This window comes from Parendozoicomonas sp. 209JJ7-1 (genome assembly GCF_058147085.1).
In genome coordinates this window covers 50,530-73,606 of the sequence record NZ_JBYVJU010000013.1, presented here as the reverse complement: position 1 = coordinate 73,606, position 23,077 = coordinate 50,530, and the positions used below count along the sequence as shown (strand labels likewise).

21 protein-coding genes and 1 tRNA gene are annotated in these 23,077 nt (G+C 49.7%); 13 read left to right on the top strand and 9 right to left on the bottom strand.

Features of this window, described 5'->3' with window-relative positions; genetic code table 11:
* Positions 1 to 52: 52 nt before the first annotated feature.
* The gene (locus tag ACY2RQ_RS13815; protein WP_490113573.1) at positions 53 to 2,275 is read right to left on the bottom strand and encodes a protein-tyrosine phosphatase family protein; all 2,223 of its coding nucleotides are present in this window, start codon (positions 2,273 to 2,275) and stop codon (positions 53 to 55) included.
* Between the two features lie 256 nt (positions 2,276 to 2,531).
* Here ACY2RQ_RS13815 and ACY2RQ_RS13810 point away from each other — a divergent pair, with 256 nt between their 5' ends.
* A complete protein-coding gene (locus ACY2RQ_RS13810) occupies positions 2,532 to 4,550 on the top strand; it encodes a hypothetical protein (protein ID WP_490113572.1) in 2,019 nt (672 codons plus the stop codon).
* An 87-nt stretch (positions 4,551 to 4,637) separates the two neighbouring features.
* A complete protein-coding gene (gene cysG / locus ACY2RQ_RS13805; protein WP_490113571.1) occupies positions 4,638 to 6,062 on the top strand; it encodes a siroheme synthase CysG in 1,425 nt (474 codons plus the stop codon).
* Here cysG and ACY2RQ_RS13800 read toward each other — a convergent pair.
* The 7 genes from ACY2RQ_RS13800 to ACY2RQ_RS13770 form a co-directional block, all read right to left on the bottom strand.
* Positions 6,038 to 6,694 carry a deoxynucleoside kinase gene (locus ACY2RQ_RS13800; RefSeq protein ID WP_490113570.1) on the bottom strand — a complete coding sequence of 219 codons (657 nt, stop codon included), beginning with the start codon at positions 6,692 to 6,694 and terminating at the stop codon, positions 6,038 to 6,040. The genes cysG and ACY2RQ_RS13800 overlap by 25 nt on opposite strands.
* Positions 6,691 to 7,233: a thymidine kinase gene (locus tag ACY2RQ_RS13795; RefSeq protein ID WP_490113569.1), complete on the bottom strand. Its 543-nt coding sequence runs from the start codon at positions 7,231 to 7,233 to the stop codon at positions 6,691 to 6,693. The genes ACY2RQ_RS13800 and ACY2RQ_RS13795 overlap by 4 nt, the downstream gene beginning before the upstream one ends.
* Positions 7,234 to 7,375: 142 nt before the next feature.
* The gene (locus tag ACY2RQ_RS13790) at positions 7,376 to 7,696 is read right to left on the bottom strand and encodes a TusE/DsrC/DsvC family sulfur relay protein (RefSeq protein ID WP_490113568.1); all 321 of its coding nucleotides are present in this window, start codon (positions 7,694 to 7,696) and stop codon (positions 7,376 to 7,378) included.
* Between the two features lie 32 nt (positions 7,697 to 7,728).
* Entirely contained in the window at positions 7,729 to 8,034 is a 306-nt protein-coding gene (gene tusB / locus ACY2RQ_RS13785; RefSeq protein WP_490113567.1) for a sulfurtransferase complex subunit TusB, read from the bottom strand.
* Complete coding sequence (tusC, locus tag ACY2RQ_RS13780) at positions 8,034 to 8,390, bottom strand: sulfurtransferase complex subunit TusC (RefSeq protein ID WP_490113566.1); 357 nt, start codon at positions 8,388 to 8,390, stop codon at positions 8,034 to 8,036. Before tusC ends, tusB begins: the two co-directional genes overlap by 1 nt.
* Before the next feature lie 5 nt (positions 8,391 to 8,395).
* Positions 8,396 to 8,788: a sulfurtransferase complex subunit TusD gene (gene tusD / locus ACY2RQ_RS13775; protein WP_490113565.1), complete on the bottom strand. Its 393-nt coding sequence runs from the start codon at positions 8,786 to 8,788 to the stop codon at positions 8,396 to 8,398.
* Positions 8,789 to 8,904: 116 nt separating this feature from the next.
* A complete protein-coding gene (locus tag ACY2RQ_RS13770) occupies positions 8,905 to 9,582 on the bottom strand; it encodes a Bax inhibitor-1/YccA family protein (protein ID WP_490113564.1) in 678 nt (225 codons plus the stop codon).
* Between the two features lie 161 nt (positions 9,583 to 9,743).
* On the opposite strand from ACY2RQ_RS13770, the gene ACY2RQ_RS13765 reads away from it, so the two are divergent.
* From ACY2RQ_RS13765 to ACY2RQ_RS13750, 4 genes are all read left to right on the top strand, one after another.
* A tRNA-Ser gene (locus tag ACY2RQ_RS13765) sits at positions 9,744 to 9,834 on the top strand.
* A gap of 613 nt (positions 9,835 to 10,447) precedes the next feature.
* A complete protein-coding gene (locus tag ACY2RQ_RS13760; RefSeq protein WP_490113563.1) occupies positions 10,448 to 10,654 on the top strand; it encodes a cold-shock protein in 207 nt (68 codons plus the stop codon).
* A gap of 684 nt (positions 10,655 to 11,338) precedes the next feature.
* Positions 11,339 to 11,545 carry a cold-shock protein gene (locus ACY2RQ_RS13755; RefSeq protein ID WP_490113562.1) on the top strand — a complete coding sequence of 69 codons (207 nt, stop codon included), beginning with the start codon at positions 11,339 to 11,341 and terminating at the stop codon, positions 11,543 to 11,545.
* A 340-nt stretch (positions 11,546 to 11,885) separates the two neighbouring features.
* Positions 11,886 to 12,092, top strand: coding sequence for a cold-shock protein (locus ACY2RQ_RS13750; protein WP_490113561.1), 207 nt, complete (start codon positions 11,886 to 11,888; stop codon positions 12,090 to 12,092).
* Positions 12,093 to 12,268: 176 nt separating this feature from the next.
* Here ACY2RQ_RS13750 and pabB read toward each other — a convergent pair whose 3' ends face one another.
* Positions 12,269 to 13,708, bottom strand: a complete 1,440-nt coding sequence (gene pabB / locus ACY2RQ_RS13745) for an aminodeoxychorismate synthase component I (protein WP_490113560.1) — start codon at positions 13,706 to 13,708, stop codon at positions 12,269 to 12,271.
* A 515-nt stretch (positions 13,709 to 14,223) separates the two neighbouring features.
* On the opposite strand from pabB, the gene ACY2RQ_RS13740 reads away from it, so the two are divergent.
* The 7 genes from ACY2RQ_RS13740 to prpC all read left to right on the top strand — a co-directional run bounded on the left by ACY2RQ_RS13740 (position 14,224) and on the right by prpC (position 23,075).
* A complete protein-coding gene (locus ACY2RQ_RS13740; RefSeq protein ID WP_490113559.1) occupies positions 14,224 to 15,039 on the top strand; it encodes a DUF6160 family protein in 816 nt (271 codons plus the stop codon).
* Positions 15,040 to 15,093: 54 nt separating this feature from the next.
* Positions 15,094 to 16,470 carry a DUF6160 family protein gene (locus ACY2RQ_RS13735; RefSeq protein ID WP_490113558.1) on the top strand — a complete coding sequence of 459 codons (1,377 nt, stop codon included), beginning with the start codon at positions 15,094 to 15,096 and terminating at the stop codon, positions 16,468 to 16,470.
* A gap of 73 nt (positions 16,471 to 16,543) precedes the next feature.
* On the top strand, positions 16,544 to 17,344 hold the full coding sequence (locus tag ACY2RQ_RS13730; protein WP_490113557.1) for a C39 family peptidase: 801 nt from the start codon (positions 16,544 to 16,546) through the stop codon (positions 17,342 to 17,344).
* Between the two features lie 187 nt (positions 17,345 to 17,531).
* Entirely contained in the window at positions 17,532 to 18,614 is a 1,083-nt protein-coding gene (locus ACY2RQ_RS13725; protein WP_490113556.1) for a transporter family protein, read from the top strand.
* A gap of 82 nt (positions 18,615 to 18,696) precedes the next feature.
* Entirely contained in the window at positions 18,697 to 20,319 is a 1,623-nt protein-coding gene (locus ACY2RQ_RS13720; protein WP_490113555.1) for an outer membrane protein transport protein, read from the top strand.
* 108 nt (positions 20,320 to 20,427) lie between these two features.
* The gene (locus ACY2RQ_RS13715; RefSeq protein WP_490113554.1) at positions 20,428 to 21,660 is read left to right on the top strand and encodes a MalM family protein; all 1,233 of its coding nucleotides are present in this window, start codon (positions 20,428 to 20,430) and stop codon (positions 21,658 to 21,660) included.
* Between the two features lie 278 nt (positions 21,661 to 21,938).
* Positions 21,939 to 23,075, top strand: a complete 1,137-nt coding sequence (gene prpC / locus ACY2RQ_RS13710) for a bifunctional 2-methylcitrate synthase/citrate synthase (protein ID WP_490113553.1) — start codon at positions 21,939 to 21,941, stop codon at positions 23,073 to 23,075.
* The last annotated feature ends 2 nt before the right edge of the window (positions 23,076 to 23,077 follow it).

Below are 23,077 nucleotides of genomic sequence, written 5' to 3'. Positions count from 1 at the left end.
CCCTGCTTTTGAAGACAAGCAGGGCTTTTTTTTGATTTCATACTCCACCTTGTTAAGTTGGTACGCCTTCTTTATTCCAGTATTGAACCAGGTCTACCAGAACTTTGCGTTGGCTGGGTTCCTGAACGGCGGCAGGCCCCCTGGCTTCACGCATCTTTAGAATAAGGGCATCAATGGTATCGTCTATCTGAGATTCGGGAATGCCCTGGGTGCGCATAATATTTAAAAGCTCTGCCGCAACATAGGCAGTCATTGTCCGTCCCAGACCGGCTCTGCAGTGCACGGACTGGCTAGAATACTGGGGGTAACAGAGGAATGATGCGATATCGGACAAAACCTGAACATCTGGTGCCTTGTGATCAACCCAGTTCTGGACGTGTTTTCTGAGAACACCTTTTGTCTCCCCGGTGCGGGTGTCCTCTACCATATAGCTGTTGTACTCCCCCTCTGTACTGGTCAGGGTGACTTTAACACCGTCGTAGGTGACAGGGGCATTCAGTTCGGTTGGATAGTAATTCTCAATTTTATTTTCTCCCCGTTGTGTCAGGTCAACGATGGTATCTGTCTGCTGTTGAATAGCCATGCGCCAGAACATGCCCCTTGAGGCTTCTGAGCTGAGGGGATACTGGGTAGCAATGGATGTTTTTCCGGTGATGGAAACAGGAACATAGTTCGCGTGTATCTGGCCTTTTTCTGCACCTTCTGTAGAGGTTTGTACCGGGACATTACTGGCAGATGGGCAGGGGATATTTGAGAATCGGGCATGTTTAACCTTGATATCAGGCCACTGACCTTTCCTCTCTGCCGTTTGTTGCTTCAGTTTCGCAAAGCGAGTTTCATTATCAGATCCGGGTTTTGCCCCGAGCAGTAATTTTGTTGCCAGCTCATTAAGCCCGGCTGGATCCCCTACAGGGTCCCCATATTTATTGATATCACGAATTGCGTCTTCCAGATCTTTCCGTGAAACGATACGATCCTGAATAAGCTGTAAAACTCCCTCAGAGAACTGCTGATGAAAACGGTCACTGTCGGCTGGCGACTGTTTTCCCATAGCATAGTAATCAGCGAGCAGGTTGATATCTTCAATAGGTTTTGCCTGAGGGGCTGCTTGCACCTGAGGTGCTGATTCTGCTTTTGGCAGACGAGCATCAAGGTACTGTTTGGCAACTTGAGAGGCTTCATTCTGCAGAGCGGCATTCAGTTCAGGATTTGCTGAGAATGTTTGCTGGGATACGAGTTTTGGAATCATGCCGAGAGTATTAGGTTTTCCGGTATCCAGGGCTGCCTGGGCGATCTTTTGACCTGTTTGGGTTGCCTGCCGGGACAGTGCCTCTCTTTTGGAACTCAAAAAATCATTTGCGGCTTGGTGGGCCATGGATTTCAGGGCTTTGTCCTGTTGCGGTCGACTGGAAAACTTCTGCTGATCAATCGATCGGCCTATTGCCTCCAGGCTCTGGGGATTACCGCTTTCAAAAGCCGCCTGAGCTGTTTGAATGCCCGTGAGAGACGCTTCTCGGGCCAGGATCGCGTTATATGCGTCCGTGGCATGTGCCTTTATACCTCCAGCTCGAAGGGTGCGCCGTAAATCTGCGATGTCCTGCAGAGATGAGGAGGCTTCCATTAGTGTCTGTGTCGCAGATGTATTGCCGGCCTGTACCTTTTCGGAAACACCTTGCTTCCAAGCTTCAGCAATGGCATCACGTACGCCGGGGACGTCATCAAGGGAACCATCACTGCTGGCTTTGGCAAGAGCTGCCAGACCATCATCGTTGAGTTCGCCTGCCGCTTTCACCTCATTGAGGTGCTGTTTGAGAATCTCAACACCGGCAGACCCGGCTTTTTGATAGTGGGAAGCATGTCTGGTGATATCAGTGAGGCTGCTGTGGGGAAGAGATCGGGTAACATCTATCTGCTTGCCTTTCATCAGCATGCCCAGAGCGTCCTCTCTACTCACGACTGTTCTGTCGCTCAGGGCCTTGTCAACAAATTCGTTTGAGATACCCTGACCCGATGTTCCCTGCTCAGAGAACGCTTTCAGCCATACAGCTGCTGTGGCCTGATTATGGGCTCCTTTTTGCTGGACTTCCGCTTTGTTGACTATGCGGCCTTTAAAACCACCGGTGGCTCCTTTGTCCACCAAAACCTGGAATTGGCCATCATGAACTTTGAGGCGGACAACCTTTCCGTCGCCGTCCCTGGAGTCAGTGAGGGACTTCTCAAACTGCTCCCGAATCTGAGCATTCAGCTGAAGATTTTCACTGTTGACCCTGCCCATAATTCTTCCCTTTTACCTCGCTTCCTGACCTTTCAAAGTTTAGGTAGAGATGGAGGGAGGGCCTTTATTTCAAGGTTTCGGGGAGCTGTGATTGCGGCAGGCGTTGGCAGAGGTTGTGGATGGCAGGTCAAAAAGGCAAAGATCTGACACGTGGACGGGCATATATCATTTTCTGTTCTAAACTACTTTCCCCTTATGAGGGGGATCTAGGGCTGCGTTTACAACAATGATGGCTGTATTCAGAAAAATAACAATTATGATCTGTCTGTGGGGGGTAATTGGGTTTTCCCCTGCGCTTCACGCAGACTGGGTGGCCACCACTCCAGAAGGCAGCTGGCTGAGGGGCGGCCGGTACTCTGTGTTTCTTGAAGGTTTTTCTCCTGCTTTCCTTGCCTTGAACCTGGGAATGATCGCAGGTGCCAAGATGATGAGCCGAGTGCCGGGCATCTATTACCAACGTCTTCCTGGAAGTGGCTGGCTGATGGAACACGCTCCAGATGGTTGGCATTGGCTGGGACGGGCTGTTGGAGGGCTGGGCAGCGCCTGGTACCTGTCATCGGCTATTGACAGTCTGGGGCTTTTGCCCGGTCAGGTTAAGCCGGTTTTTGTTGTCACGGGGCTTCCCGGTGTTGATCATCGACTGTTGTTCACCCTTAGCGAAGTGGCTTCTGGAACTGTGCTGTCAATTCTTCGCAACCCCATTGCGGCCTCTGAACCTCTGATCTCAGGAGATGAGCCTATCACCCGTACTCTGCTGGCTATTCATAAGGAGATGGAAGCCCAGTCTGTTGAAAGAGTGGAAGTGGTTCCTTTCCGAGATCATGGTGGCGCAGGGCTGAAGTTTGGACGTCGTAACCGGCAGGGGCAGTGGTTCTGGATAAATCCGGGAGGACGGTTTATTTCCCGGCAGCAGGGGGGGTGGCTGGAGTTGCCGGGTGACTCCAGCTCAATAGACTCCATCAGTCTGTTTCAGCCTGAAGTGCTGGATTATTTGCTGTCTATACTCCGATCCGGACGAAGTGTTGAACTGCCGGATGCTCTGGCTCTCAAACCTTTGGTAATTGACCGTACCGATGATGGCTCCTGGTCGACGGTTGTGGCGAAAGAAAAGGCTTCGGTAATTTTTGAAGGGAAATCTGATGCTGGTGGACTGAGAAATCTGAAACTGTACCGTGCCGGTGAGTCCCCTGCAGTGGATGGTACTCTTTACAGGATTCCCCGGTTCTGGACGGCTTTGGCCCAATCCCTTGTTAACCTGGGTTCAATACTTGTTGATTTCCGGCCGGAGTACCTGACGGCCAGGACCCCGGAAGCCCGGCGCCTGAGGTTGATTCTTTCAGGCAAGGCCGGTGCCCTGGGGCTGGCAGCTATGACCTCTCGGGAAATCAGGGGAACTCCCAGAACCCTGCTGGCTGGAGAAGTGCCCAATGAGCGGGGACTGCGCAAGCGTCTTCGGGACAGTAATCGTGTCGTGATTTCGGAGAAACTGTTTGAGGAACTTGTACGGGAGGGGGTTAGTCTGCCCTGGCAGTTTGAACTGACTGGAAAAGATGGTCGCAAAGCCTGGGTGGCTTCACAGGAAGCCGCAGATATTGAAGGAAACAGAATTCTGCTGCCCCGTCATGTGATGAACAGGTTGAATATAAAGGCTGACCAGAATATCAGCCTGCAACCGGTGCGGTTAAGACCAACCCAGAATCTGGTTTTGAAGGTGTTGCAGGGCGTGCCCAGGGATCAGGATCAGCTTGCGGAGCTTATGCAGGCTGCTGTTAATGCCCGTTACCCGATACTCCACCAGGGTGAGGTGGTAAGAGTCAGGGATGGTGACCAGCCTTTTGCCTTTCAGATTGAGAATTTGAGTCCGCCAGGGGCAGCCTATACCTACGGTGTTAATGTACCTGTGTACTTCAACTGTCCCAAGGCCTGGCAGAAGCTGAAGGATAGCCCCGTGAATGTAAAACTGGATGAGTTTAAGCTCTTCCAGACTCCGGGGCGTGTTCTTGGCACAGGTAAATATATTGACCCTGATATTGTCTATAAAGCGGATAAAATACCGGCTGATGGTGGCCCAGAGAAGAGGTTGTCAAAAGAGCAGGAAAAAGGGGATGGCTTGTTTAAACTTTTTTCAGGGAAAGGTTATCAGACCGGATATACCGATGAAACGGCGGTGGAAAGTTCTGCTTATGAAAGTGCCTCTATAAAAGACGTCAATGGGCCTGTTTCTGTTGCTGATATGGGACTCTGGCAGAGGCTCAGGGAGTGGCTGAAGAACTGATACCTGTCTTGATACTGCTTGTGAGGCTGGTTTTGATCGGGGCGCAAGGGTAGAGTAGCCGGAATTCACATATGTCTGTGGCGTTGTATGGACTACTTACCCCTGTTTCTGGATTTAAAGAAGAAGAATGTTCTGGTTGTTGGTGGTGGTGATGTCGCCCTGCGCAAAGTTCGCCTGCTTTTAGCCGCAGGAGCCCATATCCGGCTGGTAGCCCCGGAGATTAAGCAGGAGCTTGCGGAGTTGCTTGCAGGACAGGAGTATGATGTTGTACGCAGGGAATATCAGGCTGAAGACTGTAACGATGTTCAGCTTGTTATAGCGGCTACAGACAGGGAGAGTATGAATACCGCAGTCGCTGATGATGCCCGTCAGCGCAATCTGTTTATCAATGTTGTTGATAATGCCCGCCTTGGCAGCGCGGTGATGCCGGCCATCATTGATCGTTCCCCGATTGTTATTGCCCTCTCCAGTGGAGGAGCAGCCCCTGTTCTTGTCCGGTTATTGCGTACCCGCCTGGAGAGTCATATTCCCCAGGGTTATGGGCGTCTGGCGGAACTGGCCGGGAAGTTTCGTGACCGGGTAAAAAGTCGTTTCCAGAGTATGAATGACAGGCGTTATTTTTGGGAAAAGGCTCTGTGTGGCTCAGCTGCCGAAGCGGCTTTAAGTGGCAATATGGAACAGGCCCAGAAAATTTTTGAGCAAACTCTGGAGAGCCACCAGGAGCAGGGGGTTGGGGAGGTCTATCTTGTCGGTGGTGGCCCCGGTGATCCTGATTTGCTGACTTTCAAGGCTTTGAGACTTATGCAACAGGCGGATGTGGTGCTGTATGATCGCCTGGTTTCCCCTGAAGTACTGGAACTCTGTCGCAGAGACGCGGACAGAATCTATGTAGGTAAGCGTCGTAACAATCATGCGATTCCCCAGGATGAAATTAACCAGCTGTTGGCCCGTTTAGCCAAAGAAGGGCGACGGGTTGTGCGCCTGAAAGGGGGCGATCCGTTTATTTTTGGCCGGGGAGGGGAGGAGATCGAAACCCTGGCAGCAGAGGGTATTCCGTTCCAGGTTGTACCCGGTATTACCGCCGCTTCCGGTTGCGCCAGTTATGCTGGTATTCCCCTGACCCACCGGGATCATGCCCAGTCTGTGCGCTTTGTTGCCGGCCACTTGAAAGATGGTTCCATCAACCTGAGCTGGCAGGATATGGCCAACAGCACCCAGACTCTGGTGTTTTACATGGGCCTGATGGGCTTACCGGTGATCTGCCAGAAACTCATTGAGCATGGCCGTGCGGCGAATACGCCAATTGCTCTGGTCCAACAGGGCACAACCCAGAACCAGAAAGTCTGGAGTGGCACTCTGGAAACCATGGCTGAACTGGTAAAGAACGAAGAGATTAAGCCGCCGACATTGATTATTGTCGGCAGCGTGGTGTCATTGCGAAGCCAGTTGAACTGGTTCCAACCTCAGCAAAATTCTGAAGAAGGGGATCAGGCAGCGGAACGATCGTCCTGAGTTTTCCGGGAGATGATGTCTTCAATCTGACAGGCAACAGCTTTCTGGCAGCCGAAGTTATCCCATTCCAGGGTCAGCAGAGGAGTTTCCATTTCCCGGCAGATCTGGGGCAGACAGGCTTCATGGAAGTGATGCAGATCCTGGATATAAGACAGGGGCGTACCGTCTTCCGCCTTGCGAGCCCGGGATGTTAAGCGGTTAAAGGCGACTTCCGGGGTTGTCCGCAGATATACGACAGCGCTTATGCGGGGATAATCCTGTAGACGGCGCTTGATATCGTAGTAATAATCCATGTACATGCCGTTGGGTTGTTCCATGGAAAGGAAGTTGGCCTGGGAGAAGATCAGGTCAGAGTAGAGAGACCGTTCAATCAGGTAGTTCTTGCTGGTATCCAGCCCCTTTACCAGCTCGGCCCGGCGGGCGGTAATGTACTTCTGGAAACGGATACGACGGTTGGAGTCGTGGGGATGGCTAGTGAAGTCTTCCAGCAGCTCTGTGAAACGAGGGTCGTCAACCGGTTCTTTCAAAGCTTCCCAATTCATCTCTCTGGCCAGCTGAGGCAGAAGAGTAGATTTCCCCGCAGCGATATTGGCTTCCACGGCCACAAAATGATTTGTTTGTGTTTTGTTCATGGGTGTGTCTCCAGGAAGCAGGCGGTGCATACAGGAAAATAGTGATCTTCGTGGCCAACAATAATGGTACGGCCATGGCTCTGCCCGGTGAAACGGGTGAACTGAGCTGGCTGGCCGCAGACGCAATCGGCGAAAATCGGGTCCAGTTTCTGGGCATAGCGGGCAATGGTTTCCGATGCGGAAAAAGTGGTGCCACGGAAGTCTGTCATCAGCCCGTAAAACCGTATATGAGCGCCGGAGAGGGAGAGTCTGATCAGCTGAAGGATGGTGTCTTCAGGCAGAAACTGGGCTTCATCCACCAAAATATAATGAGGCTTCTGTTTGTTAACCTTATTCAGCAGAATATCGGCTGAATCAAAGACAAAGCAGGGCAGCTCACTACCATTCCGACTTTTTACTTTATCATCGGGTGAACGGGTATCCAGGGCCGGGCGGATAACCAGAACGTCATGGTTTTCGGAAAGAGCATAGAAATCGCCGATAAGACGGGCGGTCTTGCCGGATTTCATAGGGCCGTAAATAAAAGTGACAGGGCTCATCAAATAATTTTTTCCTGGCGGCTGCGTCGGCTCGGGAAAGGCGCGCACTATAGGGGGACGGCCTTTTTCCGACAATAAGTAGATAAACTCTTGCAATTCAATAGACGACGGATATTTAGCGTTGTCGACCTGAACCCGTTGATTAAAAACAATTGGTTGGCCGTGGCAGGCCGGCGATACGTGCGATGATTTTGGCGGGACTGCCGGGAAACAGTTTCATCAGGTAAATGCTGCGACCCTTGTCTTCACCGAGTTTCTGTTTGACGTATTTGACCAACGGCCTCTGGCTGGGAGCGAGTTCATAGGTTTGATAGAACTCCCGGGCCAGGTTGATGATTTCCCAGTGACTCTCGGTCAGGGTGATGTTTTCATTTTGGGCGAGGGTTTTGGCTGTTTGCTGGTTCCAGTCGTCCAGATTGATAAGATAACCGTTGTTATCAAGGGAAATGTCGCTATTGTTCACGTGAATATGCTTCATGTTTTTATAGAAGGTGATCAGAACCAGCTGAGCACTCTGTCATGCTGTTCAGTGAGTTCAACAAAACCTGCGTCGTTCACCAGGTTGACCCACTCCGGCAGTCGGTTGAACAAGCCCCGGGCCTTGGCATCCGCTTCCAGACAAAAAATGTTATGGCTGCTACAGAGGCTGGCCAGCTGTTCTGCGCTCTGGCTGTTGATTATCAACAGATTAACGCCGTCTTCTATAAAAAGCAGAGCGTCACCATCCCCAAGGGCTATGCGGGCCATGGTTGCAGCTGGGTGGCTGGCGGTTTTGTTTACGGTATGCAGTGTTGTACTCATCAGAAATTCAGAACCCGATCCTGTGCCTGCAGCAGGACTGGCACATCTTTATGGGAGATAATCTTGGGGGGGAGCAGGAAATCCTGTTCTGTCAGCCCACGTTCTTCCATATCTTCCCGGCAGACAACAATATTTTCAATGCCATACATTTCCAGAGCCTGCATCATTGAGCCGGTGTTTTTCTGGGGCAGGTCCTCTGGTTCCTGATTGCTCAGAAGTTGCAGGATGCCATCTCCAAGGGTAAGTAAAGTGCCGTCCATATTATAGGTGGCAGCAACCATCAGGGTTTCCAGACCATCCCGTACTGTAGTGCCACCAAAGGGGGGATGGGTGCTGATAATGCAAAATTTGGTCATTAATCTCAGTCTCCAAAGGTGATTACTCGATCAGCGGATACGGTGCCATCTACGAGCTGGCCCAGGCCGGAGACAGTAAAAGGGCTGCTAATATTGTGGGCAGGTTTGTCGTAACGTTTGGCTTCTGCTGTATCCAGAAGGCCGCGTTTAAGGGCTGCGGAGATGCAGAGAACCAGATCGATATCATGTTGTTCCCCCAACTCTTTCCAGTCTTTATGCAGGTCTACTTCACCCTGGGGGGCAACGGTCAGGCTGGAGCCTGTATGAACAGCATCCCGAAAGAAGAATGTACGGCCAATGGTGTGCCCGCGGCTGATAGCCGCCCGGGCAAAATTAAGAGCTGTCTGGCAGGACTGGCTGGAAGCCGGCGCGCCATGAATAACCAGTGTGTAGTTCATAACAGGGGTGTTTATTAATGTGGGGGAATCTTAGCATGGCGGGGGCGGTGGAAAAACGGCCATGAAAAAACCCGCCGGAGCGGGTTTTTTCAGACGAGAAGAAAATTTCTTGTCGATCAGTCGTCACCACCCATACCAAGAAGGGCTAGAAGATGGATAAATAAATTATAAATATCCAGATACAGGGACACAGTGGCACGAATATAATTGGTTTCACCACCATGGATGATGCGGCTGGTGTCAAACAGAATAAAGCCGGACATCAGCAATACGATACCTGCAGAGAGGGCCATCTGTGCAGCAGGGGCATGGAAGAAGAGCAGAGCAATGCTGGCAATGATCGCAACAATCATACCTACCATCAGGAAACCACCCATAAAGGAGAAGTCCTTCTTGGTGGTCAGTACATAGGCAGAGAGGGAGAAGAACACTAATGCCGTACCACCTAATGCCTGCATAATAAGGGCAGGACCATTAGACAGCTGCATATAGAAGTTGAGCATAGGCCCGAGGGCTCCGCCCAAAAGGCCTGTGAAAATGAAAACTGCTATTAATCCTTTGGCACTGTCTGCCAGGCGATTGACTACAAAAAGCATCACCAGACCACCCAGGCTCATGCCCAAGGCTGCCATCTGGCTGATACCCAGTGCCATAGTGACAGCAGCCATTGCGGCGCTGAATACCAGGGTCATGCCCAAGAGGGCATAGGTGTTGCGAAGTATTTTATGGGTGCTGACGCTCAGTCCAGGCTGAGCCGCCTGTTCGCGTACATAGGGTGAGGGTGATTGAGCCATGTGATATTCTCCCTGAGGGCTTTCCTACTAAGAATTGGTTATCTGTTAAGCATACTGAGCTAAAAACGCAAATCAAGCCACACAACGTTGACTGAAAGGAAAATTTCAGTATTATGCACATCGTCCTCGGCACATGGGCAAGCGCCTCGCCAGGTACCCACGGAGGGATGGCTGAGTGGTTGAAAGCACCGGTCTTGAAAACCGGCGTAGGTTAATAGCCTACCTAGGGTTCAAATCCCTATCCCTCCGCCACATAAGCTGTTTGACAGCATGAAGGCCCCGATACTGCAAGGTTTCGGGGCTTTTTTATGTATGTTTTCTCGATAATTCCATGGGATAAGTGTCCCTTTTTGTCTCACTTTATCTCACTTTGTCTTGTTGTTTTTTTGTATCCGCTCCGGGCTGATTGCATTCCTGAAGAGTTTTCTTTTCTGATTCTGATTATTTCTTTTCTTTCTCAAAATTTTGATTTCTATCTAAAAATGGTCTGATAAGTCTACTTTTTCAGGGAAATGGTGACTGTTGGTTATTGTTATAAGGTGAATGGGCTGATTTGGCTGGGAGGGAATCAAGGCATGATGGTATGGATAGAAATGTTAAAGCCGTGCCGGTTCAGTGAACTTTGTGGAAATTTTCAGATCTTTTTTATAGAGTATTTTCCGGAAGTTCCGGGTAAAATATTCAAGGCCTGTAAGGGCTAATGATATAGAGTGGCGGCACGTTAAAAGTGTGTTTGATGTTTATGCAAAGATTGTGTGTTTCGGGCGTAGTAGCTCGTCCTGCTCTTCATAAATAATAGCGTCTCTTTTTACCCAACCGTCTTGCCTGCAAGGCTTCATTATTTTTGACAGATAAGGGTGGCAATATGTCTACTACTACCGGTACCGTTAAGTGGTTCAACGACGAAAAAGGCTTTGGTTTCATCGCTCAGGACAACGGTCCTGACGTCTTTGCCCATTTTCGTCAGATCAAGGGTGAAGGTTTCCGTTCCCTGACTGAAGGTCAGCAGGTTCGCTTCACTGTGACCCAGGGCCAGAAAGGCCCCCAGGCTGAAGATATCGAAATTATCTAAGGCTTTTGGCTTTGATAACGCCTTTTCTTTGCAGGTTCTCCCTGTAAAGATAGATGCAGATAAGGTGATACCTGCGAGTGTCACCTTTTTTCTTGCCTGAAAAGGAAACGGGGCGTGACAGTTTTTCCAGATTTCCCGATGACTGTACCGGTACTTTCAAAAAACTCTGGTTAAAATCAGCTGGCCTGCAAAGGCTTTATTGATTGCGGCGGCTCGTGAAAAGTATGTTTGATGTTTATGCGAAGATCCTGCGTTCCGGGTTTGATTGCTTTTTTGATCCAGGGTCAGAAAGGTCCACAGGCAGAAGAGATTGAAGTTATTTGACGGACAGGTTCTTTGGTAGCGCTTTCAGTAGCGCTAGGTTCGTATAGTGCATTATAGCTTGTGTGGGTGATGCAACCGCCCATTACCTTTTATTTTCTATTAAACTTTGAAGATCCCTCTCTTATCGTATTAAATCCTGCCTTATATGGTGGATCAGTTACAGAAAATGAATAAATTGCGGTGACCTTGGAGATTTACTGCTATACAATTCAGCTCCGTTAAAAGTGTGTTTTATTCTTTATGTATAAATTGACATGTATCGGGCGTATAAGCTCGTTCTGTTCTTCATAAAAAATAACGAAACTTCTAGCATAACCGCCTTTATAAGGCTTCATTATTTTTGAAAAGCAGGGTGACATTATGTCTTCTACTACCGGTACAGTTAAGTGGTTTAACGACGAGAAAGGCTTTGGTTTTATCGCTCAGGACAACGGTCCTGACGTTTTTGCCCACTTCCGTCAGATCAAGGGTGATGGTTTCCGTTCCCTGGTTGAAGGCCAGCAGGTTCGCTTCACTGTGACCCAGGGCCAGAAAGGCCCCCAGGCTGAAGATATCGAAATTATCTAAAGCAGGCTCTCTGCTTTCGCAGGAAGTTGATAGAAGAAGAAAGGCAGCACCTTACCAAGGGTAGGGTGCCGCTTTTCTCTATGTTTTTCCCCTTAAGTTTGCTTTAGGTGGAAAAAATAATCATATTTACGGATTTTCTACGGTTTCAAGCAAAATATTCATGACCTGAGTGTACGACTGCTATACAATGTCGACATGTTATAAGTGTGTTTTATTCTTTATGTACAGATTTCATGTTTCGGGTGTAGTAGCTCGTTTTGTTCTTCATAAAAAATAACGGAACTTTTAGCAAAACTGCCTCTTGCGAGGCTTCATTATTTTTTAGAAACAGGGTGACACTATGTCTACTACTACCGGTACAGTTAAGTGGTTTAACGACGAGAAAGGTTTCGGCTTCATTGCACAGGAGAGCGGTCCTGATGTCTTTGCCCACTTCCGTCAGATCAAAGGTGACGGTTTCCGTTCCCTGGCTGAAGGTCAGCAGGTTCGCTTCACTGTGACCCAGGGCCAGAAAGGTCCCCAGGCTGAAGATATCGAAGTTATCTGAGTCAGACTGAACTTCGGGTCTCATGATCTGGACAAAAAGGCGATTCCTCTTGGGAATCGCCTTTTTTGTGCCGAAAATCCTAACCCGGATATTTCATGGAACAAGGCCGGTTCCGCCCAGGCGCTTGATATAAATAGGGTAGAAGTATGTTTATGAAGCATCCGGGTTAGTCTGGTTTAGACCGGGGTTTCGGTTTTTTTTCTTTCAAGAAACTGTTGCTCAAGTCCATTCACCAGATTGAGAACCTTGGTCAGTGATTCCTCATATTCACTATCACAGTCAGAGTCCGCAACAATCGCGCCGCCACCCCAGGTATGGATTTGTTTACCATCGGCCACCAGCGTACGAATGGGAATATTGGTATCCATTCGGCCATTGGTGCTGATATAACCGATAGAACCACAGTAAACCGTTCTCGCCACAGGCTCCAGTTCCCGAATAATTTCCATCGCACGGATTTTCGGGGCACCGGTTACTGAGCCACCGGGGAAGGCATCTCTTAACAAATCAATATTCGTTCGACCTTCCGCCAGGGTGCCAGTAATAGTGCTGACCATATGGTGCACATTGGCGTAACTCTCCAGCCCAAATAATACCGGCACGCGAATACTCCCCGGCTGACTGTTGCGGCCCAGATCATTACGGAGCAGGTCCACAATCATCAGGTTTTCCGCCCGGTCTTTAGGGCTGGATAACAGTTCATGGGCCAGTATACGGTCTTCCGCCGGCGTTTTACCCCGGGGGCGTGTGCCTTTAATGGGTTTGGTTTCTATCTGGCCGTGCTCAGAACTCAATAAACGCTCAGGAGAGTGGCTGAGGATTTTCAGCTGGGGAAAGTCCAGATACGCAGAGAAGGGCGTTGGGCTCAACTCCCTTAATTGCTGATATGCCTGCCAGGGATCACCCTGGTAATCGGCGGAGAGTCGTTGGGTCAGGTTAACCTGATAGCAATCGCCGGACAGAATCCAGTTCTGGATCTGCTCAAAAGCATGATTATAGCCCTTGCGGGAAAGGACGGGCTTGAAGTTCTGTTCAAGCCGGAAACTGTTCTCTTTCTCCGCCAAAGCCTGATTGAGTTGCTGGTGAATGGCCTTTTTCTTTTTCTCCGGCAGGGAAGGGTGAAAGAAAATCTCACAGTCCTGCTTATGGTGATCGGTGATAATCGCCCAGAGATAGAGGCCGACCACCATATCCGGCAGCTGTTTATCTTTATTATCGTTTACAGAATGGCTGCGATGTGAGATTCGGCCAGGCTCCAGCAGGCTGTTCAACTCATACCCCCAGTAACCGGCCAGCCCCCCGGAAAAGGGAAGATGAGTCATATGGCTGCACTCCAGCCCTTCTAGCTGGGACTCCAGAGTACTGAACGGAGACTGGCCAGATTCTATAGTGGTGTTGTCATCTGGGTCATAGACGATTGTGGTGCAGTCACGGACGATAGTGACAAGTTCTGGTGCCGCGGTAATGATATCGTAGCGTCCGGAGCCGGAAAGAGGCTTGTCCTGCCCGGAATGGGTGTGAATGTTTGCCGAGCTGTCCAGTAACAGGGCATAACCCAGGGGGCGCAGGCGCTCAAGCCAGTCACAGGGATTAGGTAAGTAAGGTAGGTGTGGCACAGACAGACACGCCGTATAAAAAGTCTGGCGGAATTGTACTGGTCGTTGTGCTCCGGGAAAAGTGCACGGATACAAAAATAGACGGTTGCTCCGTGCATATGTGGGGATATAGACAAGATTCCCGAAAAACGGGCATAATAAAAACCTGTTCGGCACAATTTGAGAGCCTTGCAGAAAGAAGTGAAGCCCGCAAATAAAGCAGGCCGATAAATAATAACAATAAGCGGAAAACGCAATGCCCCATTACATTTCTGGTCACCCAACTGCTTCAGAGCATTCTGCCCCACTGTCAGGCAGCTTTAATCCCATTCTTGCCATAGCCCTGGTTGGTCTCTTCGCCTGGACGCTCTGGTAAGACTTTCTGGTCACCCGTTTCATTCCGGTTGTTGGGGAAGGGAATTTAACAACCGGTTGAAAGCTGGAGTAGCAGTATCTCTGCTGTTCCGGTCTAACACCGCGTAGCGGACGAAAACCTTTGGGAAGGGCGCAAGCCTGAACAAGTGGAGATAATAATAATGAAAGCTATTCAAAAACTGCCACTGGCCATTGCGCTGGCGGCAATGACTTCCGGCGCTATGGCGATGGAAGAACTGGGTTCTGAAGAGATGTCTGGCTATACCGGCCAGGCTGGTGTCGATATCGGTATGGACCTGAATGTTACTGTTGGCAAAGTTGTGTATACCGATACTGATGGTATAGGCGGCAGCAGTACCGCAGGCTCTTTAAGTATTGAGGGGCTGGCCATTGACACGGACGGAGCTCTGAATATTGCTGTTGATGTACTCGGCAACTATGCCGGTGGCAGTGCTTCAGGGGGGAGTGGTGTCTCAGCTATCCGTGTACAGAATAAAGGCAAAACAACCTTCACCACTCTGGCTCCCGGTACCATCAAACTCGGCACGGATACACTGGCTGGAGTGACCATGAGCGGTGTTGTTCTTAATGACTCACTGGGCGCAAGCGGTACATCTGACACCTTTATTTATGCCAAGAGCGGCGGCGGTCTGGTGATTGATACAGCACTGGAATTTAAAGCCAGCAGCATCACGGTTGATACCAATGGTGCCACTAACGGCGGACAACTCCAGCTGGGTAATGTGACATTTGACAATGGCAATCCCTCTGGCAACAAAGCCGTTAGCCTGAATGGTACATCTGTTTCCGTGAACGCTAATAACCAGGCTGTAATTGGACTGCCCAGCATCCAAGGCAACCTGAATATTGCGGAAGTTAGAATGGGTAATGCCTCCGGTGCTCTGACCAGTATTGGCGGTGTCGGCATTAGCGGTATTAATATGGCGGGTACCACCATTACTCTCTCTGCGCACTAAGCGCCTCCGTAAGGGCATTCAAAGGAATGCCCTTTTTGAATTCTGGGAGGGCGGATGAAATTTCAAGTCAGCTGTGCTCTTGCGATCTCTTCATTATCACTTGCCGCTTCTGCTGATATGCAGCGCTTGTCTGACGATGAAGCCCGTACAATTTCAGCCCAGGCCGATATTGCTATTGATCTGGAGCTGCGTGCCACAATTAACAGTGTTTCCTATACCGATATAAAAAATCCTGCTGATCCCGCTGATGTTGGTGGCGGTACCCTGTGGACCAGTAACTGGCTGATTGGCCATGATGGTGGACGCCTGAAACAGACCGTTGAACTGGAAGAGATCACGCCTGCTGCTGTAGTGGGAACACCTTTTGCTGCAAACGCAGAAGGGAATATTCTGAAAGTTTCTGTCAGTGATACTTTGCTGGATCTTTCTGTCGGCTCTATCAGCCTGGGTAGCCCTGATGCACCAAGCCTTGGCGCTCTGGAGCTGGATGATTTCTCTGTTAAAAGCACCGACTTTTATCTTTATAACCGTGCAGACAATAGCAGCCTGGGTATTGATGGTTCCCTTGATATTGCCTTGAAGCGTTTTGCTTACCGCGACACAGACAGTGATGGCGGCACTCTGAGTTTCAACAATATTGATATCTCATCACTGAACCTGACAGGTATGACGATAGACACTGTCAGTGGTGAAAATAACCCCTTTGGACAAGCGTCTGCTATTGCACTGCAGTTGCCGGATATTTCCGGTGGCAGCATCACTATTGGCGGTATTCTTCTGGGGAATGGAGAAATTGACACCGGTCGCCTTGGTGGGCTGGCCATACAGGGCGTTAATGTGGGATCTTCCCCTCTTTATCTTTTTACTCCTGATATTTCCAGTGGTATCCGTATTGCCCAGGCCATGGATTATCAGATTGACCGTATAAGTTATTTTTCCGGGCCAGACTCACCGGAATCTGCGGTGCGGGACAGATTTGTCAGTCAGGTTAATCTGGCCCGCCAGAATTTAGCCATTTATCGCACAAGTCAGGGATATGATGATCCCGCAGGTTCCGGGAATCCGGCACTCGGAGTGGATGCGACCTATGACAATCTTTTCCAGGCAGTAAACCAGGCGGAAACTGAAGTGGCAGCCCTGGATGATTTCGATAAAGCCCAGTTTGAAGCCCGTGCAAATAACCTGGGATTGGCCTATTACAACTCCCCGACAGATTCCGTGGGTACAATCTCCCTTGGGAATGTCCGGATAAAAAGCGATAAGACGGAGGTTCGCGTTGATATCAGCGATGCAGAAGAACTTATCCTTTCTATCCCCGTAGAGAACGGAAGTATTGAGATAGCGGATGTTTTTCTGGGAGAGAAAAGCCTGGGAAAACTTGCTGTACTGGGTATCAATATGAATAACACTTTCTCTATAAAAGGACGTTAATTTCTTTTTCAGGATTGACGTAGTTGAATAAAACACGTCAAATGACTAATAAAAATAATAAAGAAAAAAACAAATGATAGAAATTCTGGTCGGCAGTCTGCTTACCGTTTTCGGTATACAAACAGCGGTCGACGTTAAACCCAAGGAGCAGGGCACCGTCTACTACCAGCAACAGTCTGGTATGCCGGTCACAGACGAGGTCGTAGTTAATCCCCTTAGTGAACAGAAATTCCGCAATATTGTCCGCCAGGCCTACGACTACAGTTGTGGCGCTGCGGCTCTGACAACACTTCTTGATTATTATCTGGGCCGGAACCTGACAGAACGTCAGGTAATGGAAGGACTGTTGCGTTTCGGTGAAGCTGAAAAAATTGTCTCACGCCGTGCGTTTTCCCTGCTGGATATGAAACGCTTTGTGCGGGCTATCGGTCACAGAAGCGGCGGTTACCGGGCTTCCATTGAAGATCTGATCGATCTTGACCACCCCGCCATTGTGCCCATTGAATATGCCGGCTTTAAACATTTTGTGGTGGTGCGGGATGTCCATAACGGTCATGTCTATGTGGCCGATCCGGCTGTTGGCAATATCAGTTTCACCCTTGAGCGCTTTAAAAAGGTGTGGGACCGCAATGTGCTTTTTATTGTTTTCCCCAATGGTCATGCGCCCCTCGCAAACCTTGAATTGAAACCAGAGGATATGCGTGTCGTGGAAGACGCAACTATTACCTATCTTGCCTTTAATGAGCTGCCTGAGTTTACTCAGCCCATAGAAAGGCGGGCCGATGATGCCGCTGCGGCGGTCAGGGCTATAGAAGCCTATAAGGACAAAACCAATAACGGCACAACCGGTGGCTGGCATTACAAAAGACAATAAATGTTTATCAGTTACAAATTGCGCATAATCGGTGCAGGGATCGGTTTTAAATGACCATTTTGACACATAAAGGGATCTGTATAGGCCAGTCTGATTGTCAGCTCCAGTCCCTATAATGAAACAAAAGCAAATATAAAAAGTACTGTTTTGAAACAACGTCATATAACAACAATAAGGGCGTGATCGAATGAAGTTTGACAGACGCTTGTTCTGTTTTGTGATAACAGCCTTGTTTGCGACGGTGGACGCACAGGCTGCATCACAGGATAAAGCCAGGGAAGCTCTCGGACAAAAGGATGATGATGCGTCCCAGGAAAAACAGCTGGAAGAGGTCTTTCAGGCGGCAGAGAAAAGTTACTCTCTGCTGAAATCCGGCGACAGCCGTTTAACCTATTCGTTTGATTATTCCCATTTTCGGGATGCTCGCATTGATTTTGTACCGGCCGCCGTCCAGAATGGTGTTACGGCTGTCGCTACGAATTTTGTTGAAAACTCTGCGGAAAATACTTTTACCAACACCTTCAGTTTTGACTATGGCATCTGGAATAACCTGACACTGTCTGTGCGGGTTCCTCTGGTAGCCAAATATTCCGATATCAAATCCCTGGATGGCCGGACCTACCGTTCCAGGGAGAAATTCGCCTACGGCCTGGGTGATGTTTCCTTCAGCCTGCGCTGGCAGCCCTTTGAAGTGAAACCCGGCAAGCCGTCTCTGACCCTGTACAGCAGCTTCTCAACCAAAACCGGGGACAGCCCCTTCGAGGTGAACCTTGCCAAGGACCTGCCCACCGGCTCCGGTTATTACTCCCTGGGTTTTGGCGCCAATATCAGCCATGTGCTTGACCCTGTGGTACTGTTTGGTTCAGCGGGTTACACCATTAACCTGAAGCAGACCGGCCTTAACCAGTTCCGTGGGCCACAGAACCAGCCCGTTGGTGCGAACCAGGACCAGTTCACCCTGGAAGAGGTCAATCCGGGTAACAGCTACAACCTGAATATGGGTTTTGCCTACTCCCTCTCCTATGACGTGTCCATGAGTGCGTCTTACCAGGTGTCTTTCAGCGAGGCGACAAGATTCAAATTTAAGGATGGCCGGGAAGTAGAATCCACCACCAGCACCAGCGGAGTAGTCAATCTCTCCCTCGGTTTGCGGGCTTCGCCGGATTATATCGTTAATGTGAACGCGGGCTTTGGCCTGACCGAGGACTCCCCCGATATTCTGCTGGGGTTTTCTCTGCCCATCGACCTGGATGGCCTGAAGCCAGAATAACGCTGTAAGAACAAAAACGTAAGCACAAGAGCACCGGACTCACGCAACAACCGAACCATAACAATTAAAAGATCACTGTTGTATGCAGAACAAGATTAAATATTTATCGCTGTTACTCGCTCTGCTGATACCTTTTTGGATGCTTTCGGTCCGGGTGCAGGCCCAGCTTTCCCATAACCTGACCATTGGTAACCCCAAGGCTCTGGCTATGGCCAGCGCAGTTACGGCAGACAGTGAGGGTATGGACAGTGTACATTATAATCCTGCCGCGCTGATTCACTTGAAAGGCCGCCAGATAGAGACCAAGCTCTTTGGTGGATTTATGGATATTCAGGCCAAGTTTGATGCGCCGCCTGGCTATGGTTTTTTCGGCTTTGATGCCGATGATGATCCGGTCGTAGGTAAAACCAGCCGGGTCAGTTCACCAGCCCTGTTTGTTCCCGGTTATGGCCTGCTGGATATTCCTGTTCTGTTTGCGCCTCTGGCTGGTGTCTCAATCTCACCACCGGGTTCGAAATTTACCTTTGCGAATAATCTTTACGCTCCCATGGCTCTGGGTTTTTCCCGAAAAAAAAATGATCCTGGCGTTTTTCAGGGGCAGCGGGTCGCTATTCAGCGAATTACCTACCTCTCTCCCAGTATTGCTTATCAGGTAAATGATCGTCTCTCTGTCGGTTTATCGATTGGTTTTTCCCATCAGGCGCTAGGTTTACAACAGCAGATGCGTACACCTAACAGTCTTGTGGCTCTTGTGGGTAATGATGCGATAAAAGGGCTGGTGTGCAGAGTCCCTCTCGCAAATACCGGTATAGGTATTTTCATCAACATCTGTGAAGGCGATTTTGGCCCTTTTAAACCTCTTGCTGATCTGGATATCCAGCTGGAAGAACGCCTGTCACCAACATTTAACCTTGGTCTGGAATGGCAACCTTACGACTGGCTCCGCCTGGGGGCTGTTTACCAGAGCGGGGCAGATATGTCTCTGTCAGGCAAATACTCCATGAAGTATTCCCAGGGTTTTTACGATTTTCTGGAAGGTTTTGTTGGCAGGCGGGGGGTGCCGTCTATTTTTGGCCGGGCTTTGGTGGGGGCAACGACCGGAAAACGGGAAGACTCAGGAATAGCTTTCCTGAAAATGAAATACCCCGCCCATTTCGCCATGGGGGCCAGTATTGATGTAACCCCGAGGCTGACAGTAAACCTGGATGCTAAATGGACAGACTGGGCAGTATGGGACGAATTTAAAATAGAGTTTGACCGGGAACTTTCCGCCACCCGTTTTGCCCGTATTCTGGCTGGTAACAAGGCATCTGCGGCACCAACTTTTATTACCCTTGATCGAGGCTATAAAAGTGTCTGGAGCTGGGCTATCGGCATGGAGTACAAGTGGAACAGTCGCTTGCGGTTGAGAACCGGTTATGAGAATCGCCCATCAGCTATTCCGAAAAATAAGGCAGATATCCTGGCCCCTCTGGGGGATGCCCACTCTCTTGGATTTGGGTTTGGTTATCAGTGGGACAAAGATTCTGTGATTGATTTTGGCTTTCAGTACCTCTGGTCAAAGCAGAATATCCCTGCCAACAGCAGTTGTAATGTAAACTGTGGTGGCCTGACTGATATTATTTACAATCCCTATGCCGGGCTTGATATTAAAACCAGCGTTAAGGCGTATGTTTTTTCCCTGACTTACCGCACACGGTTTTAAATCCCATGTTAAGGGGCATGTTTTAAGGACACAGCCGCTATTTAGTGGCATTCTTGCAGAAAGCACAGACAAGAACGTGCTGAAAGATGTTGTTGCAGGAGATTAATAATGAAAAGGCTGCCAACTGCTTTAATTTTTCTCTTTTCTGTTCTGGTTTCATTCTCAGCCCTTGGAGAGGAGCGCTGGTTTACATTCATTGATGAAACCGGAAAAGTCCGCAACCTCTTTCTCGGTAACCAGTTTAAGCAGCAGCAGAACGATATTAAACGTCGTATTACGTTGTCCGGTTACACTTCAAGTGTTGACTCCCCCAACAGTATTGCCTGGCAGAACAGTCCCGGTTCTGTAAAAGAAAGTGCCCGTCGCTATTTCACCTGGGTGGATGCTGACGGTAATCTGCAAAGCAGCTTTTACGCAAATAATACCAAAGCCACTGCTGCCGCTGATTATGTACTCGGTTCCGGTGAACGGGCATCGTCTTATATTGATGCGGATAAACTGGAATCCCAGGGGTTTATCAGGGAAGGGGATGGATTACCGTTTTTTACCTGGACAGATGAAACTGGGCGTATGTACAACAGCTCTGTATCACCGGAAACCCGAGCACTTGCGTTTAAACAGCCAGTCTTGCCGGGAATGGAGCAAGCGGCGGGATTCAGCGATGGCTATGAAATTCTTATCCAGAAGCCCACCCCCCGTGTTCGACAACAGAACAATAGGAAAGCGGATCTCACGCCAGAGTTGGCTTCGGTTCTTGATGCCGGGCGGGAACAGCGTAAAACCAGACAGCGCAGAGGAGATCAATCTCTGGCAGATGCCATGACCAGCCAGTGCTGCGCCAGCCTGAATGCCCGCTATTTTATCCCCCTTGACCGTGGAGAAAGCCATTTTGAAACCTTCTCCTATCTCTCTCCCAGTTATAACTTTCCTACGGGTGTCAGCCCATATGCAGGTTTTATCCTGCCGGAAAAAGCAGGGCGCCTGTCAGTAAGGGTGCGAAGCTTTGCCAGCGAAGATAATAAGGCAATGATCTACCCGACGCTGCTGTTCCTGAATGCCAGAAGGGAACCCGTCCGCATGGTGACGGATGCCGTTTATCGCCTCCAGCCGGAGAGCTGGAAAAGCTATGCCCATATTGAAGGTGTCGTGCAGGTCAAGTCCTGGCTGGGGGAACGTTACCTTGTCGTCATGACAACAGAAAAAGACCTTCGCCAGCAAACCCTGGATAACAAACCCTACGATCGCCCACTTGACAGCCGGACTCCTGATACCACAGATGGCCTTTATGCCCGGCAACATGCCAGGGAAGGAAGTTTTGAGGTCAGCCTGCTGGAGCAGTAACCCTCTTGCCGTAATAGACGGCAAAATCCCATTCCGTACTCTATCCTGTTCTTCCTACAGATTTGCAAGCAGCAACATATTTCTGATCTTTCTGATTAATAATCTGGTCATTGAGTGAGCTGAATATCTGCCAGAGCTTTCCATTCAGGCTGTTTGTAAAGCTGTTTGTAAAAAGCTGCTTGCAATTGCATATGATAGCCAGAATAAAAAAAGCGCATGAGTAGCCTCAAGAGATAGTCACGGGAGATAGCCGCGGGAGATAGCCACGGGAGGTATCCATGGCCGAAAACAAACCGGCGAATAAACCGGGCAATACCGGTCTGAGAGGGCAGAGCGCCGGCACAACCGCGCTCTCCACTGTTAGTAAAGAAGACTCCGGCCTGACATACCGGGGCTATGATATCCATGAGCTGGCTAAATATGCGACATTTGAGGAAGTCGCCTTTCTACTGTTTCACGGTGAGTTACCAACCTCAAGGCAGCTTAAGCACTATAAAGCCAGGCTGAAAACACTTCGCGGACTTCCTGGTGCTTTGAAAACCGTTCTGGAAAATATCCCTGAAGATACCCACCCCATGGATGTGATGCGCACCGGCTGTTCCATGCTGGGTAATCTGGAAACAGAGCGCAGCTTTGAACAACAGCAGGACACGGCGGACCGATTGCTGGCTGCCTTGCCTTCCATGCTCCTGTATTGGTACAGGTTCAGTCATGACGGTATTCGCATTGAAACAGAAACAGACGACGACACCCTTGCCGGACACTTTCTGACCCTGCTCCATGATAAGTCACCCACAGAACTTTACCGTCGCTGTCTGGATGTTTCACTCATTCTTTACGCAGAGCATGAGTTTAACGCTTCCACATTTACCGCCAGGGTATGCGCTTCAACTCTGTCTGATATGCACTCCTGTATTACCGCCGCCATAGGCTCCCTGCGGGGACCACTCCATGGCGGAGCTAACGAAGCGGCTATGGAGATGATTAAGGCATTTTCCAGCCCTGAACATGCGACGGAATCCGTGCGGGGTATGCTGGAACGCAAGAATAAAATTATGGGGTTTGGCCATGCGGTTTATGAAAGCTCCGATCCCCGGAACGCGCTGATAAAATCCTGGGCCAGGCAACTGGCGGAGGAGGCCGGAGATACTATCTTGTACGCGGTCTCAGAAGCGATTGAGAAGGTAATGTGGGAAGAAAAAAAACTGTTTGCCAACGCGGATTTTTTCCATGCCTCGGCCTATTATTTTATGGGCATACCTACCAAGCTGTTTACCCCAATATTCGTCTGCTCCCGGATAACGGGCTGGGCTTCCCATGTAATGGAGCAACGGAGCAATAACCGGATTATCCGGCCATCGGCGGATTATATCGGACCGAAACCGAGAAAGTGGGTGGACATTGAAGCCCGGTAAAT

Bases quoted from the DNA above. Each gene is read 5' to 3' on its own strand.
- ACY2RQ_RS13815 (WP_490113573.1), bottom strand. From the start codon at position 2,275: ATGGGCAGGGTCAACAGTGAAAATCTTCAGCTGAATGCTCAGATTCGG.
- ACY2RQ_RS13810 (WP_490113572.1), top strand. From the start codon at position 2,532: ATGATCTGTCTGTGGGGGGTAATTGGGTTTTCCCCTGCGCTTCACGCA.
- cysG (WP_490113571.1), top strand. From the start codon at position 4,638: ATGGACTACTTACCCCTGTTTCTGGATTTAAAGAAGAAGAATGTTCTG.
- ACY2RQ_RS13800 (WP_490113570.1), bottom strand. From the start codon at position 6,694: ATGAACAAAACACAAACAAATCATTTTGTGGCCGTGGAAGCCAATATC.
- ACY2RQ_RS13795 (WP_490113569.1), bottom strand. From the start codon at position 7,233: ATGAGCCCTGTCACTTTTATTTACGGCCCTATGAAATCCGGCAAGACC.
- tusB (WP_490113567.1), bottom strand. From the start codon at position 8,034: ATGAGTACAACACTGCATACCGTAAACAAAACCGCCAGCCACCCAGCT.
- tusC (WP_490113566.1), bottom strand. From the start codon at position 8,390: ATGACCAAATTTTGCATTATCAGCACCCATCCCCCCTTTGGTGGCACT.
- tusD (WP_490113565.1), bottom strand. From the start codon at position 8,788: ATGAACTACACACTGGTTATTCATGGCGCGCCGGCTTCCAGCCAGTCC.
- ACY2RQ_RS13770 (WP_490113564.1), bottom strand. From the start codon at position 9,582: ATGGCTCAATCACCCTCACCCTATGTACGCGAACAGGCGGCTCAGCCT.
- ACY2RQ_RS13760 (WP_490113563.1), top strand. From the start codon at position 10,448: ATGTCTACTACTACCGGTACCGTTAAGTGGTTCAACGACGAAAAAGGC.
- ACY2RQ_RS13755 (WP_490113562.1), top strand. From the start codon at position 11,339: ATGTCTTCTACTACCGGTACAGTTAAGTGGTTTAACGACGAGAAAGGC.
- ACY2RQ_RS13750 (WP_490113561.1), top strand. From the start codon at position 11,886: ATGTCTACTACTACCGGTACAGTTAAGTGGTTTAACGACGAGAAAGGT.
- ACY2RQ_RS13740 (WP_490113559.1), top strand. From the start codon at position 14,224: ATGAAAGCTATTCAAAAACTGCCACTGGCCATTGCGCTGGCGGCAATG.
- ACY2RQ_RS13735 (WP_490113558.1), top strand. From the start codon at position 15,094: ATGAAATTTCAAGTCAGCTGTGCTCTTGCGATCTCTTCATTATCACTT.
- ACY2RQ_RS13730 (WP_490113557.1), top strand. From the start codon at position 16,544: ATGATAGAAATTCTGGTCGGCAGTCTGCTTACCGTTTTCGGTATACAA.
- ACY2RQ_RS13725 (WP_490113556.1), top strand. From the start codon at position 17,532: ATGAAGTTTGACAGACGCTTGTTCTGTTTTGTGATAACAGCCTTGTTT.
- ACY2RQ_RS13720 (WP_490113555.1), top strand. From the start codon at position 18,697: ATGCAGAACAAGATTAAATATTTATCGCTGTTACTCGCTCTGCTGATA.
- ACY2RQ_RS13715 (WP_490113554.1), top strand. From the start codon at position 20,428: ATGAAAAGGCTGCCAACTGCTTTAATTTTTCTCTTTTCTGTTCTGGTT.
- prpC (WP_490113553.1), top strand. From the start codon at position 21,939: ATGGCCGAAAACAAACCGGCGAATAAACCGGGCAATACCGGTCTGAGA.